9 protein-coding genes and 1 pseudogene are annotated in these 15,312 nt (G+C 73.8%); 6 read left to right on the forward strand and 4 right to left on the reverse strand.

From position 1 onward, the window contains the following. Positions 1–30 precede the first annotated feature (30 nt). The 3 genes from ABWK59_RS33615 to ABWK59_RS33625 all read right to left on the reverse strand — a co-directional run bounded on the left by ABWK59_RS33615 (position 31) and on the right by ABWK59_RS33625 (position 7,958). Complete coding sequence (locus ABWK59_RS33615; RefSeq protein WP_354644447.1) at positions 31–2,919, reverse strand: ATP-binding protein; 2,889 nt, start codon at positions 2,917–2,919, stop codon at positions 31–33. 856 nt (positions 2,920–3,775) lie between these two features. Beyond that, positions 3,776–5,635 carry an alpha-galactosidase gene (locus tag ABWK59_RS33620; RefSeq protein ID WP_354644448.1) on the reverse strand — a complete coding sequence of 620 codons (1,860 nt, stop codon included), beginning with the start codon at positions 5,633–5,635 and terminating at the stop codon, positions 3,776–3,778. A gap of 217 nt (positions 5,636–5,852) precedes the next feature. Next, entirely contained in the window at positions 5,853–7,958 is a 2,106-nt protein-coding gene (locus ABWK59_RS33625) for an alpha-galactosidase (protein ID WP_354644449.1), read from the reverse strand. Positions 7,959–8,176: 218 nt separating this feature from the next. Between ABWK59_RS33625 and ABWK59_RS33630 the strand changes: the two genes are divergently transcribed. From ABWK59_RS33630 to ABWK59_RS33650, 5 genes are all read left to right on the forward strand, one after another. Next, positions 8,177–9,337 carry an ROK family transcriptional regulator gene (locus tag ABWK59_RS33630; protein WP_354644450.1) on the forward strand — a complete coding sequence of 387 codons (1,161 nt, stop codon included), beginning with the start codon at positions 8,177–8,179 and terminating at the stop codon, positions 9,335–9,337. Positions 9,338–9,512: 175 nt separating this feature from the next. Continuing rightward, positions 9,513–10,787, forward strand: a complete 1,275-nt coding sequence (locus tag ABWK59_RS33635) for an ABC transporter substrate-binding protein (protein ID WP_354644451.1) — start codon at positions 9,513–9,515, stop codon at positions 10,785–10,787. Next, the gene (locus ABWK59_RS33640) at positions 10,787–11,776 is read left to right on the forward strand and encodes a carbohydrate ABC transporter permease (protein ID WP_354644452.1); all 990 of its coding nucleotides are present in this window, start codon (positions 10,787–10,789) and stop codon (positions 11,774–11,776) included. Before ABWK59_RS33635 ends, ABWK59_RS33640 begins: the two co-directional genes overlap by 1 nt. 85 nt (positions 11,777–11,861) lie before the next feature. Continuing rightward, positions 11,862–12,701 carry a carbohydrate ABC transporter permease gene (locus ABWK59_RS33645; protein WP_354644453.1) on the forward strand — a complete coding sequence of 280 codons (840 nt, stop codon included), beginning with the start codon at positions 11,862–11,864 and terminating at the stop codon, positions 12,699–12,701. Positions 12,702–12,803: 102 nt separating this feature from the next. Then, positions 12,804–14,795 carry a glycoside hydrolase family 5 protein gene (locus tag ABWK59_RS33650; RefSeq protein ID WP_354644454.1) on the forward strand — a complete coding sequence of 664 codons (1,992 nt, stop codon included), beginning with the start codon at positions 12,804–12,806 and terminating at the stop codon, positions 14,793–14,795. Between the two features lie 174 nt (positions 14,796–14,969). Here the strand turns inward: ABWK59_RS33650 and ABWK59_RS33655 are convergent, their stop codons facing one another. Beyond that, positions 14,970–15,245 (reverse strand): ATP-binding protein, encoded by a 276-nt coding sequence (locus ABWK59_RS33655; RefSeq protein WP_420492962.1) that lies wholly within the window; start codon positions 15,243–15,245, stop codon positions 14,970–14,972. On the opposite strand from ABWK59_RS33655, the pseudogene ABWK59_RS33660 reads away from it, so the two are divergent. After that, positions 15,210–15,311 (forward strand): annotated as a pseudogene (locus ABWK59_RS33660) (hypothetical protein); the annotation flags it as partial. The gene ABWK59_RS33655 and the pseudogene ABWK59_RS33660 sit on opposite strands and share 36 nt — an antisense overlap. Between the last annotated feature and the right edge of the window lies 1 nt (position 15,312).

Below are 15,312 nucleotides of genomic sequence, written 5' to 3' on the forward strand. Positions count from 1 at the left end.
GGCTCCGGAGGCAATACCTTACGAGGTTCATTATTTCGGCTGCTCGGCCAGCCGCTCCAGGGCGGTGGCGATGGAACCGCGCTTCGCCCCCAGCTTCTTGAGTACCTTGGCGACGTGCTGCTCCACCGTCCGGGTGGAGAGGAACAGCGCGTCGGCGATCTCCTGGTTGGTGGCGTGCCGGGCCAGCAGCGCGGCGACCTCGCGCTCCCGCGGCGAGAGCTGCCGCCCGTAGCCGCGCCGGCCGGTGGCCGCCGGACGGACCAGGCCGAGCTGCCGCTGGGTGCGGCGGCAGCGGGCGAGGTCCGCGGTGGCGCCCAGGGCGGCGTAGCCGTCGATGGCCGCGGCCAGCGGGTCGGCCGCCTGCTCCGGGCAGGTCCGGGCAGCCGCACGCGCCTGGAACTCGGCCGCCCGCGCGCTCGGCTGCGGGCGGCCGATCTCCTGCCAGCCCCGCCGCGCCGCCTCGGACCGTTCCGCTGCCGCGGCCGGCTCCTCCGCCTCGAGCAGCAGGCCGTGCGCCAGGGCCAGGTCGGCCGCGGCCGCCGGGGCGTCCCGGCCGGCCAGGCCCCGCCCGACCTCCTCGACCAGCCGTTCCGCCACCGCCCGCTCGCCCGCCTGGAGCGCGGACTCCACCGCCGCGGCCACCAGTCCGGCCGCCTTCGGCCACGCCTCCGCCCGGCGCAGCCGGGCCAGCGCCGGCTGGGCAATCGCCCAGGCCTCGTCGGCCGCGCCCCGGGCCAGCGCGACCGAGACCAGCCCGGCCGCCGCCCGGGTCGCCACGCTCAGCGTGTGCCGGCGCCGGCCCTCGTCGGCGGCCCGCTCGAAGTACTCGACGGCCCGGGCCCGTTGGCCCTGCGCCGCGGCGCGGACCCCGAGGAACAGCAGGGACTCGGCCCGGATCACCGCGGCGGCGGGGTGGGCCTCCGCCAGGGCCTCGAACCGCTCGGCGAGCCCTTCCCAGCGGCCGGCCAGGACGTCCGAGCGGAGCAGACCCACCTGCGCGTGCAGCTCGACCACCGGGTAGTGGGACAGCTGGGCCACCCGGACCGCCTCGGCGGCGAGGGCGGCGGCCCGTCCGTCGTGCCCGAGGTCGGCCGCTGCGTCGCCCACGTTGTGCAGGGCCCGGGCGGTCTGCTGGAGGACGGCGAGGTCCGGGCCGGACCGGGGCAGGCACTCCAGCTGCGCCCACACCGCCGGATCCGCCCGCCAGGCCAGCAGGGTCAGCCGGGTGGCCCGGACGGCTGCGGCCTCCACGCCCTCGGGCGTCCCCCGGACGGCCAGCTCCGCCCGCTCCAGCCAGGCCCGGTTGGCGGCGGGCCCGTCCGACTCGTCCAGCGCCAGGGCGATCAACGCCCGCGCGGCCCGCTCCGGGGACCCCGCCAGATCGTCCGCCGCCGCGGCGATCTCCCGCAGACCGGCGGTACCGGCGGTGGTGCTCGCCTGGAGCAGGCCCAGGGCCAGCCTGATCTCGCCGCGGACCGCGACCGGCAGCGCCGGATCGGTCAGGGTCTGCCGCAGCAGCGCGGTGTCCGCGTCGCCGTCCGTCCCGCCGACCACGACCCGGGCCAGCAGCGACGCCGCGTGCGCCCGCAGTCCGGCATCGGCCTCCGGTCGCCGCAGGACCTGCCGGAGCAGTGACGCCGCCGCGGCGCAGTCACCGGCGGCGAACGCGTGGTCGGCCGCCTCGCGGGCCCGCGCCAGCCAGCCCTGCCGGTCGCCCAGCGCCAGCGTGTGCCGGGCGATCTGCACCAGCGGCGCCGGACCGCGCCGCTCCAGCTCCGCGACGGCCCGCGCGTGCAGGCGGGCCCGCCGCGGTCCGGGGATCCGCCGGTAGACGGCCTGCCGGGCCAGGCCGCGCCGGAACGCGTACTGGTGACCGCCGGACTCGTGCAGCACCGCGGTCCGCAGCGCCTCGACCAGCCCCTCGGCACCCCGGTCCGGATCGAGCCCGGCCACCGCGCAGACGACCGACTCGACTGCCGGCGCCGCCAGGACCGCCGCCGCCTCCACGACCGCCCGGCCGTCCGGCGACAGCCGGGACCAGCGCTCCAGGACCGCCTCGTCCAGTCCCCGCGGCACCCCGGCGGCCCGCAGCCGGGCGGCGGCCTCCGGAGCCCCGAGCGGACCACCGTGCTCCCGCAGCGTCGCCAGGTCCTCCTCGACCACCAGCGGCAGGCCCTCGCTGCGCCGGAACAGCGCGGAGGTCAGCGCCGGGGTGGCCGGTCGGCCGAGCGCGGCGGTGGCGAGGTCCCGCACCTCGGCCCGGCCGAGCGGGCCGAGCCGCAGCAGGCTGCCGCCGGTACCGGGAGGGTGGCGGTACGCGGCCCCGAGGACCGGTGTGTCCGGAGGCAGGTCCTCGGCGCGGTAGCCGACCACCAGTCCGAGCCGGTCCGGCAGGTCGCGGGCCAGCAGGAGCAGCAGGTCCCGGCTGTCCGGGTCGATCCAGTGCGCGTCGTCGACCACCAGGACCGCCGGGGCGAGTGTCGCCAGCAGCGAGCCGACGGCCTGGACCAGTTCACGGCGCGCCGTCCGGGGATCCGGGGAGACGGGGGGAGCGGGCGGCAGGTGCGGGGCGAGGGCCGGCAGCAGTCGGGCGAGCGCGCCGGTGGCCGACGGGAGCGGCGTGGCGGGCAGGTCGGGCACGGCCCGCTGCAGCGCGTCCACCAGCGGTCCGTACGGGAGCGGTTCGCGCAGCGGGTGGCAGGAGCCGGTCAGCACCAGGCGGTTCTCGCCCCTGAGGACCGCCGCCGCCTCGCGCAGCAGCCGGGACTTGCCGATGCCGGCCTCGCCCTCGACCAGCACCACCGCCGGGGGCCGGCGCAGCGGGCCGAGCAGCAGGTCGAGCTCCCGTCTGCGGCCGACGAACCGGAGGTCGCCCGGGCGGAGGGATGGTTGGGCGTGCGCGCCCGTCACAGAGATCACCTGACCTGTCGTCCAAGAGGGTCGTCCCCGGTCCCCTCCGTCCGGTGCGACCACGGAGGAGGGTCCAGCAGCGGCGGCCCGGGCCCGGGCGCGCGAGTGCGCCGGTGCAGGGGGCCGATCCCGCGGTACGGGGGCCGCCGACCCGGCCCGACGGTGGGGGGCGCCTGCCGCGCCGGCGACCCGGATCACCCTGCCCCAACTCGGCGGGCCTGTCACCCGTGGTTCGACCGGATACGGGTGCCGACCCGATTCCTAAGTATCCGTGGGACCGGGCTACGGATGACAACCCTGACGGTTCGCCGCCTCCTGCCGCGGGGTGCCCGTCGGGCGGCGGTGGGTGGAGGTGGGCGGCTGCGAGCGCGGGTGGCGGGTGGTCACCGCGCCGCGGCGAACCGCCTGCCGCTCGGCACCACCCGCGAGGACCTCGCCACCGGCGGTGGGGAGCCCCCACCCGCCCCGGTGAGGGACCGCCGGCGCGGCGGCCGGGTAGGGTCCTGCGGGAAGCGGGAAGCGGGAAGCGGGAAGCGGGAAGCGGGAAGCGGGAAGCGGGAAGCGGGAAGCGGGAAGCGGGAAGCGGGAAGCGGGAAGCGGGAAGCGGGAAGCGGGAAGCGGGAAGCGGGAAGCGGGAAGCGGGAAGCGGGAAGCGGGAAGCGGGAAGCGGGAAGCGGGAAGCGGGAAGCGGGAAGCGGGAAGCGGGAAGCGGGAAGCGGGAAGCGGGAAGCGGGAAGCGGGGCGCGGGGGCTCCCGGCGCGGTGGCCGGAGACCGGCCGCCCAACAGAACTGACACGGGCGGCCGTCGTCGTCCGGGGCCGGACGGGGCGGCCACCCGCGGGAAGGCCCGCGGGTGGCGACCGGGTCAGGAGGTGGCGCTGCTCAGGGCGAACAGGCTGGAGGACAGGATGAGCGAGCACAGGCCCGACGGCGGCACCTCGATCTCGTGCACGCCCGGTGTGAGCGCCAGGGTGCCGGACTGCCAGCGCTCGCCGCGGGCGTCGTAGGTCGTCATCCGGACCAGCCGCGGCGGCCCGGCCACCTCCACCAGGACCGTGGGCGCGGCCGAGGCGTTGACGATGCACAGGGTGCGCCAGGCCTCCGCCGGCAGCGGGACCAGCCGGTCTGCGTAGCTGGTGACCACCCGGCGGTTCCCGCGGGAGGCGACGACCTGCGGGTACAGCTCGTCCGGGCGGCCGGGCTCGTAGTGGCCGCCGAGGAGCACCGCGGAGAGCCGGCGCCAGGTGGCCAGCCAGAACCGCAGCGTCGCCCGGTGCGCCTCGGAGAGCTCGGCCAGCCGCGCGGAGACCTGCGGCACGGCGTGCAGGCCGCCCTGGAACCGGCTGACCAGGGTCTCCGGGGCGGCGTACGGGTCCCAGGCGAGCGGTTCGGCGTGCACGGTGCCGCCGGGGGCGAGCAGGGCGAGGTCCAGGGTGCGGACCCGGTGGGCGACCGGGTCGGCCGGCGGGGCGGTCGCCCGCAGGGCGGTGGCGTACGCGGCCGTGGCCGGTCCGGGCGCGGCCTGGCGGAGTTCGACGACCACCTCGTCGCCGCGTACGGCGCGCAGCGCGGTGTGGAGGTCGGCGAGCATCCGGGCGGTGGCCCGGCCGGGGTCCGCGATGAACCCGGCCGCGGGCTCGGCGGGTCCGGGCGCGTCGGCGTAGACCGCGGCCTCGTCCAGCAGGTCCAGTGTGAGCCCGTCCAGGCCGTACTCGGCGACCAGGGTGCGGCAGGTGTCCACCACGTGGCGGCGCACCTCGGCGTGCCGGGGGTCGAGGATCCGGCAGTCCAGTCGCGGCGCGTGATGCGGCGCGTACGGTGCCCAGGCCGGGTACGCGGTGGAGTGCTCGCCGAGCAGGAGCGGGGCGATCCAGAGGGCGTAGGGCAGGCCGTGCCCGCGGACCGTACGGACGTGGTGGCCGAAGTCGGGGAAGGCGTCCGGGTCGGGCCGCCAGTCGCCGCAGCCGGCGTACCCGGGGGCGGTGCCGGTCGACTGCCAGCCGTCGTCCAACAGCAGCCGGCCGAAGCCGATTCCGGTGGCCAGGACGGCCTCCCGCTCGACCTCGGCCGCGCGGAGGTCCCCGGCGAAGGCGTACCGGGTGGAGTAGACCGGGGTGCGGGTGACCGCCGGTACCGGCAGGGGCCGACCGCCGGGCTGTCCGGCCAGCCAGACACGCAGCCGCCGCAGCGCCGCCGCCACCGTGGGGCCGGGGGCGGCCAGGTGCAGCCGGCAGGAGCCACCGGCGGCGAGGGGGAACCGCAGCCACACGGCGAACCGGCGTCGCTCGGGGCAGAGGCCGAAGCGGACCTCGGCCCCCTCGACCGTGCGGTCGGTGGCGAAGGCGAGCAGGCTGTGCCCGGCGCTGTCGTAGAGGCAGCCCACAGGCGAGGAACGGAGCAGGGAGACGGCCTGCCAGGGCGTCGCGCCGACGGGAGGCAGGGTGCGGGACCAGCCGGTGTCCGGATGCCAGTAGCCGGCGGCGTCGCCCAGCGGCACATCGAGCCGGAGGGTCACGCCGGCCGCCTCGCCGACCGTGTCGCCGGCCGTCAGCACGGCGTCGGCGCCCTCCGGGTCGTGGCGCTCCAGGTCGAGGGTGAGGTCGGCGCCGTCCGGTGCGTGCACGGTGATCCGGGCGCCGAGGGCCTGGAGCGTGTGCCCGCCCTCGGCCCACGGGTCGGGGTCGAGGGCGGTCGGGTCGGCGGGGCGGGGGGTGATGGTGTCCAAGGGTGTTCTCTCGGCGGGACGCGGGGAGCGTCGGGTACGGGTGACGGGCAGGCGCGCTGTGGTGCGCCTGGAACGGGACGGGTACGGGAGGGTGGTCCCCGCGGCCGTGCGGTGGTTCGGGGCATGCCGCACCGACCGTGCGGGCGCCCGCAGTCGCTGTTCCGGGTCGCCGCACGGCCGGCGGTGAGCGGCGTGCTGGGGGAGGGGGCCGGGCCGGTCAGGTGAGGCGGCCGAGCCGGATGAGGCGGCTGGCGTGGTCGCCGGGTGGGAGGTGGAGGTCGATGCCGCGGTGGCGGAGGGCGGCGCCGTGGTGTTCCTGGCCGGTGTCGAGGTCGAGGTAGCGGGCGGTGTCGTCGAGGGCGGGCAGCGGGAGAGGGGCGGCCGGGTGGCCGTAGCGGGTGGTGGGGCGCCAGGCGAGGAGAGCGTGTTCGGTGCCGTCGGGGGTGGCGTAGTGGACGGCGGTGACGCCGCCCTCGCCGGTGAGGCGGTGTTGGGTGCCGTGCTGGACGACGGGGCGGATCCGCTTGTACTGGGCGACGAGTTCGGTGGCCTCCGCCAGCTCTTCGGGGGTCCAGTCGGGGAGGTTGCCGCCGAGGCCGAGGGCGCCGGCCATGGCGACGTGGAAGCGGAAGCGGAGGGGGGTGGTGCGGCCGGTGGTGACGTTGGGGCTGTCGGTGACCCAGGCGGCCATGGTCTGGGCGGGGAGGAGTTGGCTGAAGCCGTGCTGGATGGCGATGCGGTCGACGGGGTCGGTGTTGTCGGAGGTCCAGGCCTGGTCGGTGCGGGCGAGGATGCCGAGGTCGACGCGGCCGCCGCCGGCGCAGGCCTCGATGCGCAGGCCGGGGTGGTCGGCGCGGAGCCGGTCCATGATCCGGTAGACGGCGTGGGTGTGGTCGGTCCACATCCGGTCGGGGTCAAGGTGGCCGGGGTGGCCGGCGTCGGTGAAGGCCCGGTTGGCGTCCCATTTGAGCCAGTCGACGTCGTGGTCGGTGACGAGGTGGTCGAGGGTGGTGTGGATCCAGGTTTCGACCTCGGGGCGGGAGAGGTCGAGGACGAGTTGGTGGCGCAGTTCGGTGGCGTGACGGGTGGGGGCGTGGATGACCCAGTCGGGGTGTTCCCGGTGGAGGTTGCTGTCGGGGTTGACCATTTCGGGTTCGACCCAGAGGCCGAAGGCCATGCCGAGGCCGTGGACGTGGTCGGCGAGGGGTTTGAGGCCGCGGGGGAAGGCTTCGGGGCGGGGGGTCCAGTCGCCGAGTCCGGAGGTGCCGTCGGTGCGGGTGCCGAACCAGCCGTCGTCGAGGACGAAGAGTTCGACGCCGAGGCGGGCGGCGAGGTCGGCGAGGCGGAACTGGCCCTGTTGGTCGACGTCGAAGCCGGTGGCTTCCCAGGAGTTGTAGAGGACCGGCCGGTCCCTGGAGGTCTCGGGGAGGACGGTGGTGCGGACATAGGCGTGCCAGGCGCGGCTGGCGGCGCCGAAGCCGCCGGTGGTGTGGAGGCCGGCGAAGACGGGGGTGTGGAGGGTTTCGCCGGGCTGGAGGGTCCGGGTGAGGCCTTCGTGGCCGTAGCCGCCGGTCCAGGTGGTGCGGCCGACGGGGTCGCGGTGGAGGGTGATGCGCCAGCTGCCGCTCCAGGCGAGGGCGGTGCTCCAGATGTGGCCGCTGTCCTCGGTGGCGGTGCCGTCGTCGAGGGCGAGCCAGGGGCTGGCGTGGTGGCTGGTGAGGCCGCGGCGGCTGGTGAGGGTGGTTTCGGCGACGGGGAGGCGGTCGCGGTGGAGTTGGAACTCGCTGTTCCAGCCGCCGACGAGGTGGCTGAGCCGGTAGTCGGTGAGGTGGGGGGCGGTCCAGGACGCGGAGTCGAGGCGGTCGACGGTGATCGGCGGGTCGTCGGGGTGGCCGGTGTGGGTGAGTTCGGTCCAGCGTTCGATGACGTCGGTGTCGGGGCGGACGCGGTAGCAGAGGTCGGCGGTCAGGGGGTAGTGACGGTCGGTCAGGGTGAGGGGGAGTTCGTGGTCGGTGGCGGTGTGGCCGGTGAAGGTCCATTGGGCGCCGCGGACGCCGTCGGCGAAGCGGACCTGGAGGCCGGCGGGGCCGAAGCGGGGTCCGGTCTGGGGGGCGAGTTCGTCGGCGGCGGGGTCGGCTTCGAAGCTGCTGTCCGCGGGGGATACCGGCGGCGGGGGGTCGGCGAAGCCGGCTGCGGGGCCCCAGTAGAGGTGGCGGGGGCTGCCGTCGGCGCCGATCCGCAGGGCGTAGCGGCTGTTGGGGGTGGCGAGGACGGCGAGCCCGCTGGCGGGGTCGAAGGACGCCGAGGAGCGCGTGACAGACACGGTGGATTCCCGGGATGGTGCGGAGAAGAGGCCTCAGACGGCGCGCCGCCCGGGCGGCGGCCGTGCAGGCGTGCATGCCGCGCGGGCGGGTGGGTCTGTGGAGTGGAGGTGCGTCGAGCGTGCGGTGGACGAATCGGCGCAAGTGACCTGAGAGTAGGCTTAGAGCTTTCTGAACGCAATACTGGACGGGGTTGTTTATTTACAGGTAGGTTTCAGCCGTGTTCCCGAACCACGGGCAGCCGCTGGTCACCGCGCCTGCCGAAACCGCCATCCTCTCCCTGCTCCTGGCCGAGGGCCCGCTGAGCAGGGTGGAGTTGGCCCGCCGTACCGGGCTGTCGTCCACCGCCATCACCAAGGCGGCACGGCCGCTGATCGACGACGGTTACCTCCACGAACTCCCCCCGGAGCGCACCGCGCCGGGGGCCGGCCGCCCGGTCAACCCGCTGGCGGTCACGGTGGAACGCGAGTTCTTCATCGGCGTCAAGATCAGCGCCGACGCCCTGTACGCCGTGGCCTGCGACCTGCGGGCCGGCCTGCGGGCCACCGCCGGACGTTCCCTCGGACCGGACCGCAGCCCGGCGGCCGTCTGCGCCCTGATCTGCGAGTTCGTCGAGCTCCTGCTCGACGCCGAACCCGCCTTCCGGGAACGCACCCGCCACCTCGGGATCGCGGTCTCCGGCGACGTGGACCGCGCCGCCGGGGAGGTCCGCTACTCCGTGCTCCCGGGCTGGCAGGACGTCCCGCTCGCCGCCATGGTGGCGGAACGCACCGGTCTCAACGTCATCGTCGAGAACGACGTCAAGGCGCTCACCACCACCGAGCACTGGTTCGGCGAGGGCATCGGCACCGAGTACTTCGCGCTGGTCACCATCGGCGCGGGCATCGGCTCCGGGCTGGTCGTCGACGGCCGGCTGATCACCGGCGCCTACGGCGTCGCCGGCGAGATGGGGCACATCAGCATCGACCCGGCAGGACCGCGCTGCCACTGCGGCCAGACCGGCTGCGTGGAGGCCTTCGCCTCCAGCGACGCGATCCTCGCCGCCGTCCGCGAGGGTACCGGCCGACCGGACCTCGACTTCGACGGTGCCGTTCTGCTGGCCCGCGGCGGCGACCCCGCGGCCCGGGAGGCGTTCGCCCGTGCCGGACGGGCGATCGGTACCGGCATCGCGACCCTGGTCAACCTGTTCGGCCCGGAGCGGGTCGTCGTCACCGGTGAGGGGCTCGACACCTACGACCTGCTCGGCACGCACATCAAGGACGCCTATGCGGCCCACGCCTTCAAGGCCGCGGCGAACTGCCCGCTGACCCTGCGTCCGCTCCCCTGGGAGGAGTGGGCCAGAGGAGCCGCCGTCCTGGGCATCCAGGCGCTCTTCCCCTAGAGCGCGGCACCGTCCCGCACCACCCGGCCCGCTCGCGCGGCGGAGCCGACACACCGGCACACCCGTCCCACCGTTCCACAGCACATCCGGCCGGTGTCCGCCCTTGCCTGGCAGCAATTGACGGCGGACACCGACCGGACCGCTACACCCACATCCCACCCGTGAGGAATGCGACATGAGCGCACACAGAGCAGAGCTTAGCCGACGTGGTTTCCTCGGCGGCTCGCTTCTTTTCGTCGCCGGAGCCGTGGTCGGCTGCAGCACCAGCCCGGGCGGCGGCGGTGACGGCAAGGCCGCGCAGACCACCCTGAACGTCTGGTCCCACGCGTACGGTGAGGCCGGTACCCAGCAGGCGCTGACCCGTTACGCCACCGAGTTCACCAAGGCGAACCCGGAGATCGCGGTCAAGGTGACGTGGGTGCCGGGTGACTACGGCAGCAAGCTGAACGCGAGTCTGCTGACCGACGGCGCCCCGGACGTCTTCGAGGTCGGCGACTTCAGCCAGGCCCTGGCCCGGCGCGGCCAGCTCGCGGCGTTGGACGACGTGTACGGCGCGGCGAAGGCGGACTTCAGCCCGGGGAACCTCGACTACGTGACGGTCGACGGCAAGCTGTACGGCGTCAAGATGATCGACGACGTGATGATGCTCTACTACCGCAAGAGCGCCCTCGCGAAGGCCGGCATCACCCCGCCGACCACATTCGACGCGCTCGCCGACGCCGCCAAGGCGCTCACGTCGAAGAACGCCAAGGGCCTGTTCCTGGGCAACGACGGCATCGGTGACAGCCCCGCCCTGGCGTTGCTCTCCAACGGCGGTGCCCTGGTTGCGGACGGGAAGGTCGCCTACGGCTCCCCGCAGGCCGTCGAGGCGGTCACCGCGCTCAAGCGCCTCACCGATGACCAGTCGCTGCTGCTGGGCTTCACCACCGACTGGTGGGACCCGTCCGCGCTGGTGCAGGGCGTGGTGCCGATGCAGTGGTGCGGTCTGTGGGCGATGCCCGCGATCAAGACCGCGCTCGGTGACGACTTCGGTGTCCTGCCCTGGCCGGCGTTCAAGCCCGGCGGCAGCCCGGTGGTCCGGGTCGGCGGCTGGACCAGCTGCGTCAACGCCAAGGGCAAGAACGTCGACGCGGCGAAGAAGTTCGTCAAGTGGCTGTGGATCGACCAGGCCGACCTGCAGAAGGACTGGTCGGAGAGCTACGGCTTCCACGTCCCGCCGCGCCGCACGGTCGCCGTCGCCGCCGACAAGCTCTCCCAGGGCACCGCCAAGGAGACCGTCGAACTCGCCGCCAAGCACGGCAAGTCCAACCCCAACACCTGGGACAGCGAGATCAGCACCCCGTTCGCCGCCGCGGCGAAGAAGATCCTCACCGGGCAGGGGGACGCGGCGCAGCTCCTCGCGGACGCGGCCAAGCAGGCCCAGACCGCCCTGGACAAGCAGCGACCCTGATGACCGCCCTCTTTCCATCCACCCCCCGCGCCGAGCGTGACGGGAGCCCCGCGGCCCGGCCGCGGGGCGGCCCCGCCCCCCGTCGGCGCCGCGCCGACTGGCGGGCCTGGGCCGCGTTCGCCCTGCTCGCCGGGCCGATGCTTATCGGCCTCGGCGTGTTCAAGTACGTCGCCATCGGCTGGAGCTTCCTGCTCAGCTTCTGCAACGCCCACGGCACCATCGCCCTCGGCCACTGGGTCGGCCTCGACAACTACCAACAGCTCCTGGCCGACGAGACGTTCCGCGGCTCGATCGGCCAGATCCTGCTGTTCACCGCGTTCATCGTCCCGGTCACCTTCGCCGTCTCCCTCGGCCTCGCCCTGCTGGTGCACCGGGTGCGGCGCGGTCGGGCGGTGCTGCGGACCGCGTTCCTCATCCCCACCGCCGTCTCCTACGTCGCGGCGTCCCTGGTGTGGAAGATGTGCCTGTTCAACGGCCTCCCCGCCGGCATCGCCAACATGATGCGCGGCTGGTTCGGGATGGACGCCGTCCCCTGGATCCAGACCACGGACCCGCCGCTGTACTGGATCGTCCTGATCACCCTCCGGCTGTGGCTCCAGGTCGGCTTCTACATGGTCCTGTTCCTCGCCGGCCTGCAGGCCATCCCCCGGGACGTGTACGAGGCCGCCGCCCTGGACGGCGCCACCGGCTGGCGCAAACTGCGCCGGATCACCCTGCCGATGCTCCGCAACACCTCCGTCGCCGTCCTCATGCTGCAGTTCATCGCCGCGTTCCAGGCCTTCGACGAGTTCTACAACCTGTTCAGCAGCGGCCTGTCCGGCACCGGCACCGCCCCCGTCCAGACCCCCCTCGTCCACCTCTACAACACCGCCATGGGCGCCCAGAACTACGGCCTCGGCTCCGCCGGCGCCTTCGTCCTCACCGCCCTCATCGTGGCCGTCACCCTCATCCAGGGCCGCATCACCGGCTTCGGCAAGGGCGAGGAGTGAACACCGTGAACCACACCCACCCCACCGCACCGATCACGGGATTCACCCCGGTCCAGGGCCACGGCAAGGGCGAGGAGTGAGCGCTGTGAAAACCACTCTCACCGGCGTCCTGCGAGCGGGCCTGCGCGGCCTGATCATCGGCCTGCTCACCCTCGCCTTCCTCGCCCCGTTCTACCTGATGCTCCGCAACGCCCTGATGGACAGCCGCGGCCTCACCTCCCCCGAGTGGACCTGGTGGCCGACCCAGATGCACTGGGAGAACTTCACCGCCCTCTTCGGCGACCCCAGCCTCCACATGGGCCAGGCCCTCGGCAACTCCCTCCTCATCGCCGGCATCACCGCCCCCGCCTCCACCCTCCTCGCCTCCGCCGCCGGCTACGCCTTCGCCCGGATCCCCGTCCCCGGCCGCGGCGCCATGATGGCGCTGGTGGTCGCGACGCTGATGATCCCCGGCTCGGTGACCTTCGTGCCGACGTTCGTCGTGGTCGGTTCCATGGGCGGCGTCAACACGCTGTGGGGCCTGATCGTGCCCGGGCTGTTCAACCCGTTCGCCGTCCTGCTCTTCCGCAACTTCTACCTGCAGTTCCCCGCCGAGATCGAAGAGGCCGGACGCCTCGACGGCCTCGGCTGGTTCGGCCTCTACCGCCGCATCGCCCTCCCCTCCTCCGGCGCCATGCTCGCCTCCCTCGGGGCGCTGGCCTTCATCGACAGCTGGAACGCGTTCCTGTGGCCGCTGGTCATCGGCCAGGACCCCTCCTCCTGGACCGCCCAGATCGCCCTCTCCACCTTCCTCACCTCCCAGACCATCAACCTGCCCGGACTCTTCGCCGGCGCCGTCGTCACCATCGCCCCCCTCGTCGCCATGTTCCTCATCGCCCAGCGCTACATCGTCGAAGGCATCGCCACCAGCGGCCTCAAGGGCTGAACCCAGCCTCGAAGCCGCCCCTCAACTCCCCGGATCCGCACGTGGACGGCGGATCCGGGGCCTCGCACCACCCCACCTCCCACCCTCCTGGAGTGATGCACCATGGGATCCACCAGAGCCGCACACCGCCGCGCGCACCTCGCCACGCGCGGCCTGCCCGCTCTCCTCGCCACCGCCTCGCTGCTGGCCGTCACCGCTCCCGGTGCCCTCGGCGCGACCGCCCCGACGGCGGCGCTCAGCGCGACCGCCGCTCCCGTCGCGCTGACCGGGCCGCAGCTGGCCGCGTCCTGGACCGGTCCGCTGAGCACCCGCGGCCGGTACGTCGTCGACGCGAACGGCGACCGCTTCAAGCTCAAGTCGGGCAACTGGGCCGGTGCCCAGGGCACGTACGAGGGCAGTGGTGACGTCAACGACGTGACCAACCACCAGGCGGACCAGAAGTCGAACAACATCCCGCTGGGACTCGACCGCACCCCGATGTCCCAGATCATGGCGGACTTCCACGCGCTGGGGATCAACAGCATCCGGCTGCCCTTCGCCAACGCGATGATCCACGACAGCACCGTGCTGCCGGACTCCGCCGTGGCGGCCAACCCGCAGCTCATGGGCAAGACCCCGCTGCAGGTCTTCGACGCCGTGGTCGCCGCCCTGACCGCGGACGGGTTCGCGGTCATCCTCAACAACCACACCACCACGTACCGGTTCTGCTGCTCCCTGGACGGCAACGAGCGGTGGAACAGCGGCCAGTCCACCCAGCAGTGGGTGGACGACTGGGTGTTCCTGGTCAACCGGTACAAGGCGAACAAGCGGGTGGCCGGCGCCGACCTGCGCAACGAGGTCCGCCGCGACACCTGGGACGACCCCAACTGGGGCTGGGGCAACGAGCACGATCTGTACAACGCCTTCCAGCAGGCCGGCAACGCGATCCTCAAGGCCGACCCGGACATGCTGATCGTCATGGAGGGCATCAACTGGCAGGGCATCCCGCAGGGCATGTTCAGCCACGGCCGGCCGATGCTCACCCCGGTCCGCAACCTCTCCAACACCCTGATCGACTCCGGCAAGCTGGTCTACTCCGCGCACTTCTACAGCTACACCGGCCCCAACCACACCGGGGCGAGCGGTGGTTGGCAGAACGGGGAGACCAACGACCCCCGCTACCGGGATCTCAGCCTCGACGACCTCAAGCGGGTCGTGAACGACCAGGCGCTGTTCGTCACCCAGGCGGGGCAGCACTTCACCGCCCCGGTGTGGATCAGCGAGTTCGGCGCGGGCGGCCGCAACGCGGATCCCACGAACGGAGACGTCGTCAAGGACCGGGCGTGGTTCAAGAACTTCACCGACATCCTGGTGACGAACGACGCCGACTTCGCCCAGTGGCCCCTGGTCGGCTGGATGAACGCCGCCGGCAAGCCCAACGACGACTGGGCGCTGATCAACTACGACGCCACCGGCAAGCGGCTGACCGTCAACGACCCCGGGGACTGGCGGGCCACCGACTGGAACAAGCTGGTCAACGCCCCGAGCACGACCGGCCAGGTCGCCCCGGTCAACCACTGGAACATGCTGGACCTCGACTTCGGTGACCAGAACGTCTCGAAGACCATGCTGGCCAAGCCGGACTGGAACCCCGGCTACCGCAAGGGCACCTGCCCGGACAGCCAGCGCCCGGTCGCCATCGCCCGCAGCTCCGGCCGGGGCCTGTGCACCGACGCCAACCAGCCCGCCAAGGGCGCCGGCGCCTGGATCGCGGTGAACGGCGAGGAGTACGTCAAGCAGGACTGGGCGAGCGGGTACAACAAGCTCCAGTGCCCGGACAACCACTTCGCCGCCGGCTACAGCGTCAGCGGCAACTCCATGGCCGGTCTGCTCTGCGCGCCAGCTGCCAAGGCCCTGCCGACCACCGGACGCAACGTCTGGTTCGACCACGGCGACAACCGGCCCGCCACCGGCGGCTCGGTGAACAGCGACTGGGCTCCCGGCTACTACAAGGGCCAGTGCGCCGACAACGAGTACCTCGCCGGCGTGGCCTTCACCTGGAAGTGGTCCCACGGCGGGGTGCCCGACGCCCTGCTCTGCCGCCCGCTGAGCTGATCCCGTCCCCTACCCGTCCCGTCGGCGGCAGGGCATCCTCCCGCAATGCCGCCGACGGGTGCCCCGCGCCCCGGCCGACCGGTCCGGGGCCGAACACCCCCGACATGGGCCCGCCGGTGGACAACGGCGGACGGCCGGTCCCGGGCCCACCCGGGACCGGCCGTTCCGCGGGCGCTACCCGGCGGCGGGTTCGACGGCCGGGCCGGCCACCACCCGCGTACCGGACGGCGACGGGAAGGCCAGCCACCAGCTGCTGGAGTGCCGCACCAGTTCCAGGCCCAGCCCACCGGTGACGGCGGCCTCGACGCCGTGGCGCACGGACCGGCGGCTCCGCCACGTCCCCGAGTCCCTGACCTCGACCGTCAGGGCCACGCCGTCGAACGCGGGGGAGAGCGAGACGTCCACGCTGCGGCTGTGCGCCACCACGTTGGTGACCAGTTCGCTGACCACGAGCCGCAGCTCGCCCGGGGCGCCACCAACCAGGAGATCGCCGACACGCTCTTCCTGTCCCGCCGGA

It is taken from the genome of Kitasatospora sp. HUAS MG31, from assembly GCF_040571325.1.
Classification (GTDB): domain Bacteria; phylum Actinomycetota; class Actinomycetes; order Streptomycetales; family Streptomycetaceae; genus Kitasatospora; species Kitasatospora camelliae.

Bases quoted from the DNA above. Each gene is read 5' to 3' on its own strand.
- ABWK59_RS33635 (WP_354644451.1), top strand. From the start codon at position 9,513: ATGAGCGCACACAGAGCAGAGCTTAGCCGACGTGGTTTCCTCGGCGGC.
- ABWK59_RS33640 (WP_354644452.1), top strand. From the start codon at position 10,787: ATGACCGCCCTCTTTCCATCCACCCCCCGCGCCGAGCGTGACGGGAGC.
- ABWK59_RS33650 (WP_354644454.1), top strand. From the start codon at position 12,804: ATGGGATCCACCAGAGCCGCACACCGCCGCGCGCACCTCGCCACGCGC.